Origin of the sequence: Sphingomonas sp. NY01, from assembly GCF_038809135.1 — a bacterium.
In the GTDB taxonomy this organism is placed as follows: domain Bacteria; phylum Pseudomonadota; class Alphaproteobacteria; order Sphingomonadales; family Sphingomonadaceae; genus Sphingomonas; species Sphingomonas carotinifaciens.
On sequence record NZ_CP101722.1, the window covers coordinates 418,574 to 438,590 of the forward strand.

Sequence of the window (20,017 nt, forward strand, 5' to 3'; positions counted from 1 at the left end):
CAGGATCGAGAAGTGGAGGACGGCGCCCGGCGCCGGTCCCAAGGAGCATGAGTGTGTTGACGGAAACCAAGGTCGAACTGGCGCCCACCGCGGCGCTGAGCGTGGAGACGGTGCAAAGCGTTCACCATTGGAACGAGCATCTGTTCTCGTTCTCCATCTCGCGTCCCGACAGCTTCCGCTTCCGGTCCGGCGAGTTCGTGATGATCGGCCTGCCCGGCGACACGGGCAAGCCGCTGCTGCGCGCCTATTCGGTGGCCAGCCCGTCCTATGACGAGAAGCTGGATTTCCTGTCGATCAAGGTGGCGGACGGCCCGCTGACCTCCAAGCTGCAAAAGGTGCAGCCGGGCGACCAGATCTATCTGGGGCGCAAGCCGACCGGCACGCTGGTCGCCGACGCGCTGCTGCCGGGCAAGCGGCTGTTCATGCTGTCGACGGGCACGGGGCTGGCCCCCTTCCTGTCGGTGGCGCGCGATCCGGACATCTATGACCTGTTCGACGAGGTGGTGATCGTCCATTCGGTGCGCCGGGTAAGCGATCTGGCCTATCATGACGAGCTGGCCGCCAGGCTGGCCGACGATCCGCTGGTCGGCGAAGTCGCGGCGGAGAAGTTCCACTATGTCCCCACCGTCACGCGCGAGCCGTTCCACACGACGGGGCGGATCGACGCGCTGATCGAGAGCGGGCGGCTGTTCGCCGACCTGCCGAGCGGGCACGCGTTCAACCCGGAGACGGACCGGATCATGATGTGCGGCAGCATGGACATGATCAAGAGCCTGGGCGCGCAGTTCGAGGCGATGGGCTTCCCCGAAGGGTCGAACGCGCAGCCGGGCGCGTACGTGATCGAAAAGGCCTTTGCCGGATAATGTCGGTGCGCCGGGGCCCGCTGAAGCTGAAGCTGCAGATCCTGTGCGGCGAGGTGATCGCGATGGGCCCCGGCAAGGCGGACCTGCTGGAGGCGATCCGGCAGCATGGGTCGATCTCCGCGGCGGGGCGCGCGCTGGCGATGAGCTACCGCCGGACCTGGCTGCTGGTGGACGAGATGAATCGCTGCTGGTCGGCGAAGCTGGTCGCCACCGCGCGCGGCGGCGGGGCGGACAGCGGGGCGCGGCTGACCCCGGAGGGCGCGCGCGTGCTGGCGGCGTACCGCGCGCTGGAGGGGGTGGTGGATGCCTCCGCCGCGGACAGCGCGGCGCGGTCCACGCTGGAGGCGATGCTGCGCGAGGCACCGCGCGACTGATTCTTACAGTTTTGCCCGTTTGTGGGCGCCGGGCATAATTCTGCGACAAATCGCCCCTAGTCGGCACCTCGATTATCAGTTCGGGGAAGTGTGACGATGCGGAGCATGATGGCAGCGATGCTGATGGGGGCGGTGGCATGGCCGGCCATGGCGACCGCGCAGACCGCGCCCGCGACACCGTCGACCACGACACCCGCGGCCCAGAGCGATCCGCAGGACGGCGCCGATGGTGCGGGCGGCGCCGAGGAGGCCGCGGACGGCGAGGCGGATATCGTGGTCACCGGTGCCCGGCCGCGCGGCTCCGTGATCGGCGACATTCCCCCCGACCAGACGCTGAGCCCGGCGGACGTGCGCTCATACGGCGTCAGTTCGATCGCCGACCTGCTGACCGAATTGACGCCGCAGACGACGAGCGGACGCGGCGGCGCGCCGGTGGTGCTGCTGAACGGCAAGCGCATCTCGGGATTCCAGGAAATCCGCGACCTGCCGACCGAGGCGATCAGCCGCGTCGAGATCCTGCCCGAGGAGGTCGCGCTGAAATATGGCTATAGCGCGGACCAGAAGGTGGTGAACTTCGTGCTGCGCAACCGCTTCCGCTCGACGGTGGTGGAGGCGACGGGGCGGGTGCCGACACAAGGCGGGCAGGTGTTTGGCGAGGGCGAGGTGGATCTGGTGCAGATCCGGCGCGACAAGCGGTTCAGCCTGCATACCGAATATCAGGAAAGCTCCGCCCTGACCGAGGCGGAGCGCGGCATCACGGCGCCCCAGACCAATTTCGGCTTGAGCGGCAATGTGCTGGGCGCGGGCGGGCGCGGCGAGATCGACCCGGCGCTGAGCGCACTGACCGGCACCGCGACGACGATCGTCGGGGTGCCCGCAGGAGTCGCCGATCCGACGCTGGCGCAGTTCGCCGGCACGCCGGCCGATCTGCTGGACGCCACCCGTTTCCGCACCCTGCAGGGTGCGCAGCGGCAGTTCGGCACCAATGTGACCTATGCGCAGCCGATCTTCGGCAACATCTCCGCCTCGATCAACGCGCAGGTGCAGACGACGCAGAGCACCAGCCTGCAAGGCCTGCCCACCGCGCAACTGGCGCTGCCGTCGGGCAACCCCTTCTCGCCCTTCGGGACCGACGTGGTGGTCGCGCGCGGGTTCGACGGTGACTTCTCGCCCCTGCGCCAGCGCAACAACGCGCTAACCGGGCGCCTGGGTGCCGCGCTGAACGGCGAGCTGGGGCGGTGGCGCTGGACGCTGACGGGCGCCTATGATCGCAGCGAAAGCCGGGTGGCGACCGATACCGGGCTGGATGCGGGCGACTTCAACGAGCGGCTGGTGGCGGGCGATCCGGGCGCCAACCCGTTCGGGCCGCTGACCCCGGTGGACCTGCCACTGGCGGCGCGCAACTTCGCGCGTTCGACCGCCCAGACCGGATCGGTCGACGCGCTGCTGAACGGCCGGCTGTTCAGCCTGCCCGCGGGCGACGTTTCGACCAGCATCAAGGTGGGGGCGGACACCAATTCGGTGGACAGCCGCTCCTTCCGCTTCGGCGAACTGCGCAGCGCCGACATCTCGCGCGATACGGTGAACGGGCAGGTGAACCTGGACCTGCCGATCGCCAGCCGGACGCGCGGCGTGCTGTCGCCGCTCCGGCAGTTGTCGCTGAACCTGAACGCCGGCGTGAACGAGGTATCGGATTTCGGCACGCTGACCACCATCGGCTACGGCGCGAACTGGTCGCCGATCGAGGGGCTGCGGCTGATCGCCAACGTCACCGATGCCGACAGCGCGCCGTCGCCCACGCAGCTCGGCAATCCGCAGATCACCACGCCCAACGTCCGCGTGTTCGATTATGTGCGCGGCGAAACCGCGACGGTGACGACCATCGGCGGCGGCAATCCGCTGCTGCGCGCCAGCAACCGGCATGTCGAGCGGCTGGGCCTGACGCTGAAGCCGTGGAGCCAGACCGATCTCAACCTGACCGCCAGCTTCGTGAACAGCCGGACCGACGATCCGGTCATCGACCTGACGGCGGTGACTGCCGAGATCGCCGCCGCCTTCCCGGACCGTTTCCTGCGCGACGAGACGGGGGCGCTGGTGCGGCTGGATACCCGGCCGATCAATTTCGCGCGGACCGAGCGGTCCGAACTGCGCTGGGGGTTCAACTTCTCCAAGCCGATCAAGTCGCAGATCCAGCGGCAGATCGAGGCCTATCGCGCCGGTCAGGGCCCCAATCCGTTCGAAGGACTGCGCCCGCCGGGCGGCGAGCGGCGGCGCGGCGGCGCGGACGGCGACCGGCCGCCGACGTCGCGCGAAGGGGATGCGCCGGCGCGCGGCGATGGCGACGGCCCCCGCGCGGAGGGCGGGCCTCCGCCCGGCGGGCCCGGTGGTGGCTTTCGCGGTCCGGGCGGCTTTGGCGGCCGGGGGCCGGGTGGCGGGCAGGGCGGCGGGCGCATCCAGTTCGCGCTCTATCACACGGTGGCGTTCAAGGACCGGCGCGTGCTGGCGGATGGCGGGCCGGTGCTGGACCTGCTGGACGGCGGCGCGATCGGCAATGGCGGCGGATCGCCGCGCCATCAGGTCGAATTGCAGGCCGGGTACAGCAATAACGGCCTGGGCGCGCGCCTGTCCGGCAACTGGCAGAGCACGACGCGGGTGAACGGCGGCACGGCGGAGGCGCCGGAGGCGCTGACCTTCGGCAGTCTGGCGACGGCGAACCTGCGGCTGTTCGCCGATCTGGGCCAGCGGCTGGATCTGGTGCGCGAACGGCCCTGGCTGCGCGGGGTGCGGGTCAGCCTATACGTCAACAACCTGTTCAACCAGCGGCAGGAGGTGCGGGATGCCACCGGCGTGGTGCCGAACCGGTACCAGCCCGGTTATCTGGACCCGCTGGGGCGGACGGTGCGGCTGTCGGTGCGCAAGCTGTTTTCCTGAAGCCCGATTCGCCCGGCGAGCCAGCGGGCGGCGGCCTCCGGCGTCTGTTTGCCGGCGTCGCGGTCGACGCGGTAATTGGCTTGGCGGATGGCGTCGACCGGGATGCGGTGGAGGAGGGGGCGGAGGGCGGCGAGAAGGCGGGGGTCCGTTGCGTGGGCGGGGCCGAGGAGCAGGACGGCGTCATAGCCGGGGATCGCGCGCCTGGGATCGGTAAGGACGGTGAGGCCGTCCGCGGCGATGCGGCCGTCGGAGGAGAAGGCGGAGATGACGTCGGCCCGGCCGCTGGCAAGCGCGCGGTACATGAAGGTCGGGCTGTAGGGCGTCATCGCCGCGAAGCGCAGGCCATAGGCGTCCCGCACCGCCGCCCATTCCGGCCGGTCGAGAAATTCGAGGTCGCTGCCCAGACGCAACGCGGGCGCGGCGACGGACAGGTCGGACAGGGTGGCCATACCCCGGCGGCGCGCATCGGCGCCACGCATCGCAAAGGCATAGGCATTCTCGAACCCCAGGGGGCCGAGCAGCCGAACGCCCTGACCATCCGTCCAGCGGGATAGGTCGGCAAGCATGGCGGCGCGCGGCGGCACGTCGCTGCGGTGCATCGCGGTGGTCCACAAGGTGCCGGCATATTCGACATAGACATCGACATCGCCGGCACGGGCGGCACCGAAGATCACCGCGGAGCCGAGGCCGTCGCGGTAGCGGACCCGGTAACCGGCCTGTGTCAGCCGGTCGCCGATCAGGCGGGCGAGGATATATTGCTCGGAAAAATTCTTGGCGCCGATCACGACCGTGCGATCCTCGCCGCGTGGCCATAGCGGCGCGGTGGCCAGCGCGAGCCCGCCGGCGAGCAGCGCCACGCCGGTCAGCCAGACGGCACGGCGGCCGCGGGCAAGGCCGCGTTCGATCATGCCGATCACCGCATCGACGCCGAGCGCGAGCGCGGCGGCGGCAAGGCAACCGGCGAGGACCAGCGCCCAGGCCTGGGTCTGCAGCCCGGCAAAGATCAGGTCGCCGAGGCTCGGCTGGCCGACGGTGGTGGACAGCGTGGCGGCGCCGATCGTCCATACCGCGGCGGTGCGGATACCGGCGACGAGGACGGGGGCGGCGAGCGGCAGTTCCACCTGCCACAGCTTTTGTGCAGCCGTCATGCCGACCGCATCGGCGGCGCGGGTGACGGCGGGGTCGAGCCCGGTCAGCCCGGTGACGCCGTTGCGCAGGATCGGCAGCACCGCATAGAGCGACAGGGCAAGCAGCGAGGGCAGGAAGCCGAGCGCGGGGATGCGCCCGCCGACCAGCCCCGACAGGATGAGCAGCAGCGGATAGAAGAGCGCGAGCAACGCCAGCGACGGAATGGTCTGCACAAGGCTGGCGAGGGCGAGCGCGATGCGGCCAAGCTTCGGCTGGCGGGCGGAGAGCAGCGCGAGCGGCAGGCTGACGACCATGCCGAGCGCGAGCGCGGCGATGGCGAGCAGGACGTGCTGGGCGAGCAGCGGGGGCACGCGGGCCAGCGCATCGAGGAACGCGCTCATCGGCTGAGCGCCGCCAGCCGTTCGGCCTGATGCCGGGGAACCGCCATCAGCGCCTGCGCCCCCTCACCGCCGCCGCCGGTGGCGAGCTGCCGGGGCGTGGCGTCGGCGACGATGCGACCCTTTGCCATCACCAGCACCCGGTCGGCGAGGAGCAGCGCCTCCGCCATGTCATGGGTGACGAGGACCGTGGTGAGGGCGAGACGATCATGCAGCGCGCGCAGGCGGGTGCCGAGGCCGTCGCGGGTGACGGGATCGAGCGCGCCAAGCGCCTCGTCGAGCAGCAGGATGGCGGGCGAGGGGGCAAGCGCGCGGGCGATGGCGACGCGCTGGCGCTGACCGCCGGAGAGTTGGTCGGGGCGGCGGTCGGCGAGGTCGCGGGGCAGTTCGACCAGATCGAGCATCTCGGCGACGCGGTCGCCCGTGGGCGTACCGGCTAGGCGCAGGCCGATCGCGATGTTGCGCGCGACGCTCATGTGCGGGAACAGGCCGTCGCCCTGAAAAACATAGCCGATGCGACGGCGCAGCAGATGGGGTGGGCCGTCCGCGATGTCGCGCCCCTTGACCTGGACGGTGCCGGCGTCGGGGCGGACCAGCGCGTTGATCGTCTGGAGCAGCGTCGACTTGCCCGAGCCCGAGGTGCCGACAAGCGCGACAAAGGCGCCGGGCGCGATGGCAAGCGATACGTCGTCCACCGCGGTGGTTGCGCCGAAACGCCGGGTGACGCGGTCAAGCGCGATGATCGGGGCTGGCATCGGCGGCGATGATGCGGAATGATGCCCGAAACGTCAAACGATTGGCGGCGATCACAAGAGGAGAGGATATGCAGGCGATCTTCGTCACCGGTGCCGCATCGGGCATCGGGCGGGCCACCGCGACGCTGTTCGCCAAGGCCGGGTGGCGCGTCGGGCTGGCCGACCGGAACGAGGCGGGGCTGGCGGAGGTCGCCGCGAGCCTGGGCGGGCTGCACAGCACGCATGTGATGGACGTGCGCGACGTCGGCGCGTGGGAAAGCGAGCTGGCCAGCTTCATGATCGCGGGCGGGCGGCTGGACGTGCTGTTCAACAATGCCGGGATCGCCGCGGGCGGGCCGTTCGGCGCGATCGACATCGATGCGCTGGACCGGGTGATCGACATCAATTTCCGCGGCCTCGTCTACGGCGCGCGGGTCGCCTATCCGCATCTGAAGGCGACGCCGGGATCGTGCCTGCTCAACACGTCGTCGGCGTCGGGCATCTATGGATCGGCCGGGCTGGCGACCTATTCGGCGACGAAGTTCGCGGTGCGCGGGCTGACCGAGGCGCTGGACGGCGAATGGGCGGCGGACGGGATCAAGGTGCGCGCGATCATGCCCAGTTTCATCGATACGCCGCTTCTGGATGCCGTGGTGGGCAAGGGCACCGCGCGCGAGCGGGTGCGGGCGCAGGGGCTGGAATTCACCCCCGTTGAGGTGGTGGCGCAGGCGGCATGGGACGCGGTGCATGGCGACCGGGTGCTGACCCCGGTGGGCCGGACGGCGCGGCGGATGATGTTCGCGGCGCGGTGGATGCCGGGGAGATTGCGGCGGCAGATGCGCGGGGTGCGGTAGGGTTTCTGCTGAGCCCTCTCCCCAACCGGGGAGCATCAGGTGAACAGCGCCCCGCGCTGTTCACCTGATGCTGGAGGGGACCCGCGGCTTTAGCCGTGGGTAGGGTGAGGGGCAGACAAACGGTGCTGCGCTGCTGGGCTGCCCCTCACCCTCCCACCGCTTGCGCGGCGGGCCCCTCCCTCTCCCCGAAGGGGAGAGGGCTTTTCTTAGCCCTTCACTCGCCCATGATCGCGTCGATCGCCTCGGCGAGTTCGATGTCGCGGCCCGACAGGCCGCCGGCGTCGTGGGTGGTCAGCAGGATGTCGACGCGGTTCCAGACATTCTTCCATTCGGGATGGTGGTCCATCTTTTCCGCGATCAGCGCGACGCGGGTCATGAAGGCGAACGCTTCCACGAAATCGGCGAACACCACCGTGCGCGTGATCGCATCGCGTGCTTCGTCGTGATCCCAGTCGGGCAGGCCGTCCAGTGCCTCGGCCCGATCCATTTCGCTGAGCGGCTCGATCATCCCAATCCCCTATATCGCTTGCCGGTTCCGGCGGGCCACGGGTATGGCCTGATGCATGGGCGGGCAAGACGGCATCGGCGCGGCACCGGACGCGCACACGATCGAGGCATTGGCACGCGCGACGATCGCCAAGCTGCCGCGAGCCTTTGCCGAGCATCTGGGCGACGTGGTGCTGTTGATCGAGGAGTTCGCCGATGACGAAACGCTGGCGAGCCTGGGGATCGAACATCCGCTGGACCTGACCGGCCTGTATCACGGACGGCCGGTGGGCGAGAAATCGTCGATGGACTCCGGCGCGCTGCCCGACCGCATCCACCTGTATCGCCGCGCGATCCTGGACGAATGGATCGAAACCGGCGTGCGGCTGGACGAGCTGGTCGCGCATGTGACGATTCACGAGATCGGGCATCATTTCGGCCTGTCGGACGACGACATGCACGCGCTGGAAGACGCGGTGGCGGACGCGTGATGCTGGCCCTTAGCGGCGTGGCGGGCGCGCGCGGGCAGCGGATGCTGTTCGAGGGCGTCGACATCGCGCTGGCGCCGGGCGGGGCGGGCGTGGTGACGGGGCCAAACGGGATCGGCAAATCGAGTCTGCTCAGGATCGCGGCCGGGCTGTTGCCGCCTGCCGCCGGCACGGTGGAGCGGGGCGGGCGGGTCGCGCTGCTCGCCGAGGGGGCGGCGCTGGACGGGGAGCGGACGGTGGCGCAGGCGCTGGCGATGTGGGCGCGGCTGGACGGGGAGCCGGATATGGACGCGCGCGTCGCCGGGGCGGTCGCGGCGGTGGGGTTGGCGGCGAAGGCGGATCTGGCGGTGCGGTTGCTGTCCACGGGGCAGCGGCGGCGGGTGGAGCTGGCGCGGGTGGTGGCGACGCGGGCGCCGATCTGGCTGCTGGACGAGCCGGCCAACGGGCTGGACGCGGACGGCGTGGCGATGCTGGCGGCGCTGGTCGCCCGCCACCGGGCGGCGGGCGGCGTGGCGCTGGTGGCGACGCATCAGCCGATCGACCTGGGCGATGCGGTGGCGGTGCGCCTGGGCGGCGCGGCGTGACCGCGCTGATCCTGCGCGACGTGCGCCGGGGCCTGAGCGGCGGAACCGCGACGATCGTGATCGGCTTCTTCCTGCTCGTCATCATCCTGTTTCCCTTTGCGATCGGGCCGGACGGCGCGGTGCTGGCGCGGGTCGGCGGGGGCGTGATCTGGGCGGCGGCGCTGCTGGCGGCGCTGTTGCCGGTGGAGCGGCTGGTGGCGCCCGATCTGGAGGCGGGGGTGTTCGATCAGCTGGCGGTGCGGGGACATTCGCTGGTGGCGGTGGCGGCGGCGAAGGTGCTGGCGCACTGGATCGGGTTCGCGCCGCTCATGATGGTGGCGGCGGTGGCGGCGGCGGGGCTGCTGGACCTGTCGGCGGCGACGCTGTTGCGGGTCGAACTGGGGCTGCTGCTGGGCACGCCGGGGCTGGCGGCGTTGGGGGTGGCGACGGGCGCGCTGACCGCGTCGCTGCGCGGGGCGGGCGCGCTGGCGGGGATAGTGATGCTGCCGCTGGCGGTGCCGGTGCTGATCTTCGGCGCCGGCGCACTGGAGGGCGGGGCGGGCGCGTTCAAGCTGCTCGCCGCGGTCTCGCTGCTGCTGGTGGCGGGGGCGCCGTTCGTGGCGGGCGGGGCGATCCGGGCGGGGATGCGGTAACCGCCGCCCCCGCCGCAACCGTCAGCGAAAGAACAGGAAGTAGAGCAACAACACGACCGGCAGGGGAACGCCGAACAACCACAACAAACAACCGCGCTTCATGCCATTCTCCTGTTCATACAGGTCAGGCGAACGAGCCGGCGCGCGCGGGTGTTCCCTTTTACCGGCTCCAGCGCGCCCAGATGGCGGTGGGCAGGGTGAGGCCGCGGGCCTCCTCGCGGACGCCGAGTTCGCCGGCCTCGACCGTGCCGGGCAGGTCGGCAAAGGCCTGTCGCAGCATCTCGCCGATGGCGAGCGCGGACATGCGCACCGCATAGACGGTGAGGAACAGGAAGCGCGAATCCGCGTCGATCAGCTGGCGGCAATCGGCGATCAGGTCGGGCAGATCCTCTTCCAGCCGCCAGATCTCGCCATCGGGGCCGCGGCCATATTTGGGGGGATCGAGCAGGATGCCGTCATAGCGGCGGCCGCGACGCACCTCGCGCGCGACGAACTTGACCGCATCGTCGACGATCCAGCGGATGGGCGCATCGGCCATGCCCGACAATGCCGCATTGCCGCGCGCGGCCTCCACCGATTTCTTGGACGCATCGACATGCACCATGCGCGCGCCCGCCGCCGACAGGGCCAGCGTGCCGACGCCGGTATAGCCGAACAGGTTCATGCATTCGGGCGACGTGGTGCCCTCCAGCCGCTCGCGCATCCAGCCCCAGACGGGGGCCATGTCGGGAAAGAAGGCGAGGTGGCGGAAGGGGGTGGTCTGCGCGGTGAAGCTGACCTCCCTCCAGCGCAGCGGCCAGCCCTCGCGCGGGGTCTGCTCGTGATGGATCCAGCGGCCGCCGCCTTCCTCGTCCGAGCCGGGGACGAACTCGCCCGCGGCGCGCCAGTCGTCGGTGGCGGGGGCCCATAGCGCCTGCGGCTCGGGACGGATGAAGCGGAAGCGGCCGTAGCGCTCCAGCTTCTTGCCATTGCCCGAATCGACCAGGCCGTAATCGGCCCAGGGTTCGCCGATCAGCGTGTCGAGCTTCATGCGGAGGCCTGTGCGTGCGCGGCGATGAAGCCGGTGACCGCGTCAAAGGTGCCGGGGAGCGATTCGTAGCGCTCCTCCCGCTCGAACAGGTCGCCGACGCGGTTGGGCAGCGGCGGGCGGGTGCCGGTGGCGCGCTCCACCGCGTCGGTGAACTTGGCGGGGTGCGCGGTGGCCAGCGTGACGACGGGCACGTCGCTGTCCAGGCGGCGCGCGGCGGCGAGTGCGATCGCGGTGTGCGGATCGATGATCTGCCCGGCGCGATCGGCGGCCCAGCGCATCGCGCGGGTCATGTCGTCCAGATCGACCCGGTCGCTGCCGAACAGCGCGGCGGCGCCCTGGCTCTGCATGTTGGTCAGCCGCATCGCCCCGGTGCCCTCGAACCCGGCCATCTGCGCGGCGAGTGCTGCGCCGTCGCGGTTGCCCAGATCGTAGAGCAGGCGTTCGAAGTTGGAGGACACCTGGATGTCCATCGAGGGGGTGGGCGTCGCCTGCACCTGCCCCTTGGAATAATCGCCGGCGGACAGCGCGCGGTGGAGGATGTCGTTGACGTTGGTGGCGACGATCAGCTTGGCAACCGGCAGGCCCATCCTGGCCGCGACATAGCCGGCGAACACGTCGCCGAAATTGCCGGTGGGCACCGAGAAGGCGACCGACCGCTCCGGCGCGCCGAGGCGTACGGCGGCGTAGAAATAATAGACCACCTGCGCCATCAGCCGCGCCCAGTTGATCGAGTTGACCGCAGACAGGCTGTAGCGGTCGGCAAAGGCGCGGTCGTTGAACATCGCCTTCACCAGGGCCTGCGCATCGTCGAAATTGCCGTCAATCGCGATGTTGTGGACGTTGGGGGCGAGGACGGTCGTCATCTGGCGGCGCTGGATGTCGGTGACGCGGCCGGCGGGGTGGAGCATGAAGATGTCGATCTTCTCACGCCCGGCCACCGCGTCGATCGCCGCCGAGCCGGTGTCGCCGCTGGTCGCGCCGACGATGGTCAGATGCTTGTCGGTGCCGGTCAGGAACCGCTCGAACAGGAGACCGAGCAGTTGCAGCGCGACGTCCTTGAACGCCAGCGTGGGGCCGTGGAACAACTCCAGCAGCCACTGGTCATGATCGAGCTGGACCAGCGGGGTGACGGCGGCGTGGGAAAAGCGGCCATAGGCGGCGGTGCACAGTTCGCGCAGCTCGGCCTCGGTCAGCGCATCGCCGACGAAAGGCAGCATGACGCGCACCGCGGTCTCGGCATAGGGCAGGCCGGCAAGGTCGCGGATCGCGTCGGTCGACAGCGTCGGCCACGCCTCCGGAATATACAGGCCGCCGTCCGAGGCGAGGCCGGCGAGCGTGGCGCCGCGAAAGTCGAGAACGGGGGCGGTGCCGCGGGTGCTGTGATAACGCATGATCCGGCGGATTAGCGGGGGCGGGCACGCTCCACAACCGCGCGATTGCGTCTGCGCAGCGCCAGACCATAGATGATTGCGGCAGCCAGCGCGAACAGGAACCATTGCACCGCATAGGCGACATGGTTGTTGGGCACGGCATCGGTGCTGGGGCGCGGATTGGCCGACAGGCCGGCGACCGGCAGGTCGAGGACGAGCAGCATCGGTTGCGGCCGGGGGCGCATCAGCGACTCGATCATCGAGCGGTGATCGGGGGCGTGGCTGATATAGCCGGAAACCGCGCCACCCTGCCACGGCACCTCGGCGCGGGGGTTGCGACTGGTGCCGAGCTGGACGAGCATGCCGCCCCGGCACTCGGCGATCAGGCGGAAGCCCGCCGAGCCGGCACCAGCGCGGCGGATCGTGACCGGCGGTCGGCAGGTGGCGGTAGTGCGGCGGAAGAGCAGGCGGTCGTCGGGAGCCTGCGGAAAGGCGACGGGGGCGCGCGCCGGGTTCTGCGCCAGTTGGGCGAGATACGCTTCCTTTTTCGGTGCGCGGTCCAGCAACTGCCAGAAGCCGAGGGCGAGCATAACTGCGATCAGCACGCCGACGATAAGGGTGGGGACGATGGGCACGCGGCGCATCAGGAGGCGTCCTGGCGGATGCGGCCCTCTTTGGCGGCATTGCGATATTCGGCGGCGAGCAGCGCGCCCTTGGCAAGGCGCAGCGCGTAGAGGACGCCGGCAGCCGTGACCGGCACCCAGATCAGCATGTGCAGCCACAGCGGCGGGTGGACGGTCAACTCCAGCGCGATCACCAGCGCGGTGATGATCGTGCCGATGATGAGGGTGAGAAAGGCCGCCGGGCCATCGCCGACGTTGAACTGTTCATAGTCCAGCCCGCATCGGCCGCAACGATCGGCGAAACGCGCCCAGCCGGCAAACAGCGTGGGCGCGCCGCAGCGCGGGCACAGGCCCTTCAGCCCGACCGCGCCAAGGGACGGGCCGGGCGGTTCGACATCATCAGCCACCGTGGACGGGCGCGCCCCAGCCACCCCAGACATAGATGGTGACGAACAGGAACAGCCAGACGACGTCGACGAAATGCCAGTACCAGGCCGCCGCCTCGAACCCGAAATGCTGGCGCGGGGTGAAGTCGCCGCGATAGGCGCGGATCAGGCAGACGATCAGGAAGATGGTGCCGACCAGGACGTGGAAGCCGTGGAAACCCGTCGCCATGAAGAAGGCGGCGCCGTAGTTGATCCCCTTGAACGGGAAGGGCGCGTGCATGTATTCATAGGCCTGGATCGACGAGAAGATCACGCCGAGCGCGACCGTCAGCCACAGACCCTTGAGCACGCCGTCGCGGTCGCCGACGCCGAGCATGCCCCACAGGCCGCGCTTCTCGCCACCGCGCTGGTTGTGAATCAGCGCATGGTGCGCCCAGGTGACGGTGGTGCCGCTGGTCAGCAGGATCAGCGTGTTGAGCAGCGGCAGTTCAAAGGCGTTGATGACCTCCAGCCCCTGGGGCGGCCACTGCGCGGCGATGGCGGCGGCGCCCTCGGTGGCGCGTTCCACCTGGCCGTCGACGAAGCTCATTGCGGTGGGAAACAGCGAGAAGTCGAAAAATGCCCAGAACCAGCCGACGAAGAACATGACTTCGGAGGCGATGAACAGGATCATGCCGTAGCGGAAATGCAGCTGGACGATGGGGGTATGGTCGCCGGCATGCGCCTCGCGCACCACATCGGCCCACCAGGAGCCCATGCAGAACAGCACCGCGGCGAGGCCGGCCAGGAATGCCCAGCCGCCGCCCGGTGCCTCGTGCATCCACATGATCGCACCCGCCGCCATCAGCAGCGCCGAGAAGGAACTCGCGAGCGGCCAGGGGCTGGGAGGCAGGATGTGATAATCGTGGTTCTTGGCGCCGGCCATGGTTCCTCAATCCCTGTCTGTAGCGGTATCGTCGCTTCTGTTCTGGTGGCGATGCTAGCTTGTGCGCGCGCCCGAATCCACCGGGTAAAATGTGTAGGAAAGCGTGATGGTTTCCACGCCCTGCGCATCCGGGTCCGAAAGGATCTTGGGATCGACAAAGAAGATCACCGGCATGCGCACGGTTTCGTGCGGTTTCAGCGTCTGTTGCGTGAAGCAGAAGCACTGGATCTTGGTGAAATATTTGCCCGCCTGCATCGGCGTGACGTTGAAGGTGGCGGTGCCCGTCACCGGCTTGTCCGAACGGTTGGTGGCGGTGAAGAACACCATGTCGCGCGCGCCGATGTCGATCGTCTCGCTGGGATTCTCGGGCTTGAAGCTCCAGGGCAGATGCGGGCTGACATTGGCGTCGAAATCGACGCGGATCTTGTGGTGCACGCTGCCGGGAGCCTCGTCGCCGCGCTGGGTGGTGCCCTGGAAACCGGTGACCTGGCAGAACAGGCGGTAGAGCGGCACGCTGCCCCAGGCGAGGCCCGTCATGAACACCACGCCCAGCACCGCGAAGACGACCGTACGTGCCTGACGGGAAAGGCGCATCAGTGCATCCCCGCCCGGATCTTCGACAGGGTGACGAAGAAGATCAGGATGACAAGCGCGCCAAGCAGCAGCGCCATGACGAGCGAGCGCCCCTGGCGACGCTTGCGGATCAGATCGGGATCGTCAGGGGTCATGCCAGCCACCGGTCGGCGACCAGCGCGCCGAAAAGGAGGAAAAGATAGAGGATCGAATATTTGAACAGCCGCTTTTCCGGCTTCATCGCATCGTCCGCCTGCGTGCGGCGCGTGGCGACGATCAGCGCATACCAGGCGAACAGCGCGGTGCCGACGGTGGCGACGCCGCCATAGATCGCGCCGGTCAGGCCCAGCGGCCAGGGCAGCACCGCGGCGGCGGCCATGGGAATGGTGTACAGACCGATCTGGCGCCGCGTCACCACCTCGCCCGCGACGACGGGGAGCATGGGCACGCCGGCATTGGCGTAATCGGTCTTCACGAACAGCGCGAGCGCCCAGAAATGCGGCGGCGTCCACAAAAAGACGAGCAGGAACATCAGAAAGGGGAGGAGCGCGACATGCCCGGTCGCCGCCGCCCAGCCGATCAGCGGCGGGAAGGCACCGGCGGCGCCGCCGATGACGATGTTCTGCGGCGTCCGCCGCTTCAGCCAGACGGTGTAGATGAGGACGTAGAACAGGATCGAGACGACAAGGATCGCCGCGGCGGTATAGTTCACCGCCAGCCCCATCAGGATGACCGAGAACGCGCCGAGCCCGACGCCGAAATGCAACGCCGACTGACGATCCATGCGGCCTGCGGGCAGGGGGCGCTGCGCGGTGCGGCGCATCATGGCATCAAGGTCCGCCTCGTACCACTGGTTCAGCGTGCCGGCCGCGCCGGCGCCGAGCGCGATGCACAGGATCGCGGTGAAGCCGATCACCGGATCGGGCATGATCGGCGCGGCGAGCAGGCCGCACAGCCCGGTGAAGACGACCAGCGTCAGCACGCGCGGCTTCGTCAGCGCGAGGAAGTCGCGCCAGTCGGCGGGGGGCAGGAGGGGCTGGGTCGGGGTCATCGTCGGCACCGGCTATACCCGGTGCGGGGGGGCGGGGGAAGCGTCCCGCGGCGCGGCGGGGCTCCCCCTCAACCCTCTCCCTGCCTTGCGGCAGCGGGCCCCTCCAGCATCAGGTCGCCCATGCGCCCGGCATGGGCCGAACAACGCGGGGCGCCGTTCACCTGATGCTCCCCCGTGGGGGAGAGGGGTTTGGGTCAGTTCTTCAACGATGCCATGTCGATGACGAAGCGGTACTTCACGTCGCTCTTCTGCATGCGGTCATAGGCCGTCTCGATGTCCTGCATGTCGATCATCTCGATATCCGCGGTCAGGCCATGGGCCTGGCAGAAGTCGAGCATCTCCTGCGTCTCGGCGATGCCGCCGATCAGCGAGCCGGCCAGGGCGCGGCGGCGGAAGACGAGGTTGCCGACCGAGGGCGAGGGGTGCGGCGTTTCCGGCACGCCGACCAGCGTCATCGTGCCGTCGCGCTTGAGCAGGCCGAGGAACTGGTCGAGATCATGGGAGGCGGCAACCGTGTTCAGGATGAAGTCAAAGCTGTTGGCATGTTCGGCCATCTGGTCGGCGTCCTTGGACACGATCAGCTCCTTGGCACCGAGCCGCCGGGCGTCGTCGCGCTTGTTCGGCGAAGTGGAGAAGACATAGACCTCCGCCCCCATCGCCGCGGCGATCTTTACGCCCATATGGCCGAGCCCGCCGAGCCCGACGATGCCGACCTTCTGGCCGGGGCCGACCTTCCAGTGCTTGAGCGGCGAGTAGGTGGTGATCCCGGCGCACAGCAGCGGCGCAACCGCGGCGAGATCCTTTTCATCGTGGCCGACCTTCAGCACGAAGCCCTCATCGACCACGATATGGTCGGAATAGCCGCCAAAGGTGTGGCCGCCGAGTACGGGATCGGGGCCGTTATAGGTGCCGACGAAACCGGTGCCCTCGCAATATTGCTCCTCGCCGTCGTTGCACGAGGCGCAGTGGCCACAACTGTCGACCATGCAGCCAACGCCCGCGATATCGCCGACCTTGAACTTGGTGACGTCGCTGCCGACCGCGGTGACGCGGCCGACGATCTCGTGACCCGGAACGCAGGGGAACAGCGTGCCCTCCCACTCGGCGCGGGCGGTGTGGAGGTCCGAGTGGCAGACGCCGCAGAACAGGATGTCGATCGCGACGTCCTTGGCGTCGGGGTCGCGGCGCTCAAACGAGAAGGGGGCAAGCGGCGTGGTTGCCGACTGGGCCGCATAGGCCTTGGCTGGGGTGGGCATGGAAGCTCCTTCTGGGAATCGGGCGGCTGGGGAAGCCGCGGGGGCGGATATGGGGTCCGGTTTGCGGTTCGCCAGAGGAGTGGGAAAGAGTTTTCAAACTGTTATGGTGTAACGTAACTTGAGCGCCGTGTTGATTGCAGGTCGAGGAAGATGGTGCGCGGGGAGGCGCAGGGGACGCGGAGAAGACGATAAGGATACGCGATTGGAGAGACGCCCGATCTCTGCGTTCTCTGCACCTCCGCACGAACCGAATTCTTTGCGCTTACGCGCAGATACAAAAACGCCCCGGGGTTAAGCCGGGGCGTTTTTGAGTTTGGCACGACACGGGAGTAAATCCCGTGTCGTCGGTCCTCGTGCTTGCACGAGGCCGGCCGGTCGAGGGGAGGCATAGCCTCCTCTCGACTCAGTCGATCTTTGGCAGGGTTTCGAACTGGTGGTACGGCGGCGGGCTGGACAGCGTCCATTCCAGCGTCGTCGCGCCTTCGCCCCAGGGATTGTCCGGCGCCTTGCGGCCGGCTGCGAGCGACCAGACGAGGTTGACGAAGAAGATCGCCATGCCCGCCGCCATGATCTCATAGCCATGCGTCGCGACCGCGTTCCACGTCGCATAGGCATCCGGATAGTCCGGATAGCGGCGCGGCATGCCCTGCAGCCCCAGGAAGTGCATCGGGAAGAACAGCACATTCACGCCGACGAAGAACACCCAGAAGTGCAACTGGCCGAGGAACTCGTTGTACATCTTGCCCGACATCTTCGGGAACCAGTAGTAGAAGCCGGCGAATAGCGCGAACACCGCACCCAGCGACAGCACGTAGTGGAAGTGCGCCACGACATAATAGGTGTCGTGCATGTAATCGTCGATGCCGCCATTGGCGAGGACGACGCCGGTGACGCCGCCGACGGTGAACATGAAGATGAAGCCGATCGCCCAGACCATCGGCGTGCGGAACGACAGCGAGCCGCCCCACATGGTCGCGATCCACGAGAAGATCTTGATGCCGGTGGGCACCGCGATGATCATCGTCGCAGCGGTGAAATACATCTTGATGTTCACGCTGAGCCCGGTGGCGAACATGTGGTGCGCCCACACGACGAAGCCGACCACGCCGATCGCGACCATGGCATAGGCCATGCCGAGATAGCCGAACACCGGCTTGCGGCTGAACGTCGCGATGATCTGGCTGACGATGCCGAAGCCCGGCAGGATCATGATGTACACTTCGGGGTGGCCGAAGAACCAGAACAGATGCTGGTACAGCACCGGATCACCGCCGCCGGCGGGATCGAAGAAGGTGGTGCCGAAGTTGCGATCGGTCAGCAGCATGGTGATCGCGGCGGCCAGCACCGGCAGCGAGAGCAGCAGCAGGAAGGCGGTGACCAGCACCGACCATACGAACAGCGGCATCTTGTGCAGGGTCATGCCCGGCGCGCGCATGTTGAAGATGGTGGTGATGAAGTTGATCGCGCCCAAGATCGAGGAGGCGCCGGCGAGGTGGAGCGACAGGATCGCCATGTCCACGCTCGGTCCCGGCTCGCCGTAAGTGGAGAGCGGGGCATAGGCGGTCCAGCCGACGCCCGCGCCGCCGAAGAAGGGCGACGCGAGGAGCAGGGTAAAGGCCGGCACGATCAGCCAGAACGACACGTTGTTCATGCGCGGGAACGCCATGTCGGGCGCACCGATCATGATCGGCACGAACCAGTTGCCGAAGCCGCCGATCATCGCGGGCATGACCATGAAGAACACCATGATCAGGCCGTGCGCGGTGATCAGCACGTTCCACAGGTGGAGCGACTGGTCCAGGCTCTGCGGGCCGCCATGGAGCAGCGAGGCCCAGGTGCCCAGATACTGGATGCCCGGTTCGGCGAGTTCGGCGCGCATCAGCCCCGAGATCGCACCGCCGATGATGCCGGCGACGATCGCGAAGATCAGGTAGAGCGTGCCGATATCCTTGTGGTTGGTCGACATGAACCAGCGCGCGAAGAAGCCGGGATGATGATCGGCATGCGCGTGGTGGTGATCGTCTTCCTTGCCCAGGAACGCGGACGGATGGAGCGCGGTATCGGTCATGGCTTATTGTCCAGCGTTGCCGGCGCCGGCGGGGTTGCCGGTGGCGCCCTGGGTAGTGGCGGGAGCGGTTTCGGTGGCGGCGTTGTCGGCCGGGCCGGTGGCGGCATCGGCGGCGTTCGCGGCCTCCTGCGCCCCTGCGGATGCGTCGGCACCCGGCTGCGGGATCACCGCGGACGAGGGCGCCGCGCTGCCCGGCATCTGGCCGCCCTTGGCGCGGACCCAGGCGGCGAACTGCGCCGGGGGAACCGCCTGCACCGCGATCGGCATATAGGCGTGGCGCGGGCCGCAGAGTTCGGAGCACTGGCCGAAGTACAGGCCCGGCTTGTCGATGGTGAAGCTCGTCTCGTTCAGACGGCCGGGCACCGCGTCGAGCTTCATCCAGAAGGCGGGGATCGCCCAGCTGTGGATGACGTCGTTCGAGGTGGTGATGAGGCGGATCGGCACGCCGACCGGCAGCACGACGCGGTTGTCGGCGGCGAGCAGGCGGGGGCCGTCGGCATCGGTGCGGAAGCGCTCGCCCGGCGCGACTTCGCCGCGCTCCTTCAGCATGTTGGCGGTCAGTTCGATGCCGCCATGATCGGGATATTGATAGGTCCAGTACCACTGGTTGCCGATCGCCTTCAGCGTGACCGCGCCGGCGGGGGCGGGCTTGAACTGTGCCTGGAGCAGCCCGATCGAGGGCACGGCGATGGCGACGAGCGCAAGCACCGGCAGCAGCGTCCACAACACCTCGATCGTGGTGTTGTGGCTGGTCTTGGACGGGATCGGATTGGCGGCGCGACGATAGCGGACCACGACCCAGCCGAGCAGCGCCAGCACCAGAAGGCAGATGGCGGTGATGACGGGCAACAGCACCGCATTGTGCATCCAGTGCGCGAACTCACCATTCTTGGTCACCTGCGGTTGCAGGCCCATCTCGCCGTCCACCGGAATGCCGATGCCGGGCTGGATCGTGGTGGCGGGGGCGCCGTTCTGCGCGAGCAGCGGGCTGGTGGGCGCGGCGGTCGCCGGGGCGGCCGCGGAGGTGGGGGCCGTGTTGGATACGCCTGCCGGTTCGGCGGCCGCCTGAGGCGCCGGTGCCGCGACCGCCCCTTGCGGCGCCGCGGCGCCCGCGATCGTGCCCAAGCCCGTACAGGCAAGGCTCGCCGCGATCGCCAATCCCTTCAAACCCGAAATGCGCATGCCAATGGTCACCCCAGTTGTTCTCCCATGCGCCAGGCGTATCGTTTTTGGACCTTGCGAACGCAGGAAGCCGCCTTTTGC

21 protein-coding genes are annotated in these 20,017 nt (G+C 68.8%); 7 read left to right on the plus strand and 14 right to left on the minus strand.

Annotated features, from left to right (window positions below; translation table 11 throughout):
* Positions 1–47 precede the first annotated feature (47 nt).
* The 3 genes from NPJ82_RS02120 (at position 48) to NPJ82_RS02130 (ending at position 4,168) form a co-directional block, all read left to right on the plus strand.
* Positions 48–863, plus strand: coding sequence for a ferredoxin--NADP reductase (locus tag NPJ82_RS02120; RefSeq protein ID WP_342658192.1), 816 nt, complete (start codon positions 48–50; stop codon positions 861–863).
* 5 nt (positions 864–868) lie between these two features.
* A complete protein-coding gene (locus NPJ82_RS02125; RefSeq protein ID WP_342658946.1) occupies positions 869–1,237 on the plus strand; it encodes a ModE family transcriptional regulator in 369 nt (122 codons plus the stop codon).
* Positions 1,238–1,342: 105 nt separating this feature from the next.
* Positions 1,343–4,168, plus strand: coding sequence for a TonB-dependent receptor (locus NPJ82_RS02130; RefSeq protein WP_342658193.1), 2,826 nt, complete (start codon positions 1,343–1,345; stop codon positions 4,166–4,168).
* Here NPJ82_RS02130 and NPJ82_RS02135 read toward each other — a convergent pair.
* Together NPJ82_RS02135 and NPJ82_RS02140 are read right to left on the minus strand one after the other, a co-directional pair.
* Entirely contained in the window at positions 4,111–5,697 is a 1,587-nt protein-coding gene (locus NPJ82_RS02135; protein WP_342658194.1) for an ABC transporter permease/substrate-binding protein, read from the minus strand. The genes NPJ82_RS02130 and NPJ82_RS02135 overlap by 58 nt on opposite strands.
* The gene (locus tag NPJ82_RS02140; RefSeq protein ID WP_342658195.1) at positions 5,694–6,449 is read right to left on the minus strand and encodes an ATP-binding cassette domain-containing protein; all 756 of its coding nucleotides are present in this window, start codon (positions 6,447–6,449) and stop codon (positions 5,694–5,696) included. The genes NPJ82_RS02135 and NPJ82_RS02140 overlap by 4 nt, the downstream gene beginning before the upstream one ends.
* A 68-nt stretch (positions 6,450–6,517) precedes the next feature.
* On the opposite strand from NPJ82_RS02140, the gene NPJ82_RS02145 reads away from it, so the two are divergent.
* Entirely contained in the window at positions 6,518–7,282 is a 765-nt protein-coding gene (locus tag NPJ82_RS02145; protein ID WP_342658196.1) for an SDR family oxidoreductase, read from the plus strand.
* Between the two features lie 214 nt (positions 7,283–7,496).
* Here the strand turns inward: NPJ82_RS02145 and NPJ82_RS02150 are convergent, their stop codons facing one another.
* A complete protein-coding gene (locus NPJ82_RS02150) occupies positions 7,497–7,790 on the minus strand; it encodes a 4a-hydroxytetrahydrobiopterin dehydratase (protein WP_149682328.1) in 294 nt (97 codons plus the stop codon).
* Between the two features lie 55 nt (positions 7,791–7,845).
* Between NPJ82_RS02150 and NPJ82_RS02155 the strand changes: the two genes are divergently transcribed.
* From NPJ82_RS02155 to NPJ82_RS02165, 3 genes are read left to right on the plus strand one after another with little or no spacing between them, the layout of a single operon-like run.
* On the plus strand, positions 7,846–8,259 hold the full coding sequence (locus NPJ82_RS02155) for a metallopeptidase family protein (protein ID WP_112381847.1): 414 nt from the start codon (positions 7,846–7,848) through the stop codon (positions 8,257–8,259).
* On the plus strand, positions 8,259–8,840 hold the full coding sequence (ccmA, locus tag NPJ82_RS02160; protein WP_342658947.1) for a heme ABC exporter ATP-binding protein CcmA: 582 nt from the start codon (positions 8,259–8,261) through the stop codon (positions 8,838–8,840). Before NPJ82_RS02155 ends, ccmA begins: the two co-directional genes overlap by 1 nt.
* Complete coding sequence (locus NPJ82_RS02165) at positions 8,837–9,472, plus strand: heme exporter protein CcmB (protein WP_342658197.1); 636 nt, start codon at positions 8,837–8,839, stop codon at positions 9,470–9,472. Before ccmA ends, NPJ82_RS02165 begins: the two co-directional genes overlap by 4 nt.
* Positions 9,473–9,632: 160 nt before the next feature.
* Here the strand turns inward: NPJ82_RS02165 and NPJ82_RS02170 are convergent, their stop codons facing one another.
* The 11 genes from NPJ82_RS02170 to coxB form a co-directional block, all read right to left on the minus strand.
* Positions 9,633–10,502 carry a class I SAM-dependent methyltransferase gene (locus NPJ82_RS02170; protein ID WP_112381850.1) on the minus strand — a complete coding sequence of 290 codons (870 nt, stop codon included), beginning with the start codon at positions 10,500–10,502 and terminating at the stop codon, positions 9,633–9,635.
* The gene (gene thrC, locus NPJ82_RS02175) at positions 10,499–11,893 is read right to left on the minus strand and encodes a threonine synthase (protein ID WP_342658198.1); all 1,395 of its coding nucleotides are present in this window, start codon (positions 11,891–11,893) and stop codon (positions 10,499–10,501) included. The genes NPJ82_RS02170 and thrC overlap by 4 nt, the downstream gene beginning before the upstream one ends.
* An 11-nt stretch (positions 11,894–11,904) precedes the next feature.
* Positions 11,905–12,516, minus strand: a complete 612-nt coding sequence (locus NPJ82_RS02180) for an SURF1 family cytochrome oxidase biogenesis protein (protein WP_342658199.1) — start codon at positions 12,514–12,516, stop codon at positions 11,905–11,907.
* Positions 12,516–12,902 (minus strand): DUF983 domain-containing protein, encoded by a 387-nt coding sequence (locus NPJ82_RS02185; RefSeq protein WP_342658200.1) that lies wholly within the window; start codon positions 12,900–12,902, stop codon positions 12,516–12,518. The genes NPJ82_RS02180 and NPJ82_RS02185 overlap by 1 nt, the downstream gene beginning before the upstream one ends.
* Positions 12,895–13,806 carry a cytochrome c oxidase subunit 3 gene (locus tag NPJ82_RS02190; protein WP_149682321.1) on the minus strand — a complete coding sequence of 304 codons (912 nt, stop codon included), beginning with the start codon at positions 13,804–13,806 and terminating at the stop codon, positions 12,895–12,897. The genes NPJ82_RS02185 and NPJ82_RS02190 overlap by 8 nt, the downstream gene beginning before the upstream one ends.
* Before the next feature lie 54 nt (positions 13,807–13,860).
* Complete coding sequence (locus NPJ82_RS02195) at positions 13,861–14,400, minus strand: cytochrome c oxidase assembly protein (protein WP_112381855.1); 540 nt, start codon at positions 14,398–14,400, stop codon at positions 13,861–13,863.
* A complete protein-coding gene (locus NPJ82_RS02200) occupies positions 14,400–14,534 on the minus strand; it encodes a hypothetical protein (RefSeq protein ID WP_260173155.1) in 135 nt (44 codons plus the stop codon). The genes NPJ82_RS02195 and NPJ82_RS02200 overlap by 1 nt, the downstream gene beginning before the upstream one ends.
* On the minus strand, positions 14,531–15,430 hold the full coding sequence (locus NPJ82_RS02205) for a heme o synthase (protein WP_342658201.1): 900 nt from the start codon (positions 15,428–15,430) through the stop codon (positions 14,531–14,533). The genes NPJ82_RS02200 and NPJ82_RS02205 overlap by 4 nt, the downstream gene beginning before the upstream one ends.
* A gap of 194 nt (positions 15,431–15,624) precedes the next feature.
* Positions 15,625–16,686 (minus strand): NAD(P)-dependent alcohol dehydrogenase, encoded by a 1,062-nt coding sequence (locus NPJ82_RS02210; protein WP_342658202.1) that lies wholly within the window; start codon positions 16,684–16,686, stop codon positions 15,625–15,627.
* Positions 16,687–17,089: 403 nt separating this feature from the next.
* Positions 17,090–18,754, minus strand: a complete 1,665-nt coding sequence (gene ctaD / locus NPJ82_RS02215) for a cytochrome c oxidase subunit I (RefSeq protein WP_112381857.1) — start codon at positions 18,752–18,754, stop codon at positions 17,090–17,092.
* 3 nt (positions 18,755–18,757) lie between these two features.
* Positions 18,758–19,936, minus strand: a complete 1,179-nt coding sequence (gene coxB / locus NPJ82_RS02220) for a cytochrome c oxidase subunit II (protein WP_342658203.1) — start codon at positions 19,934–19,936, stop codon at positions 18,758–18,760.
* Positions 19,937–20,017 lie beyond the last annotated feature (81 nt).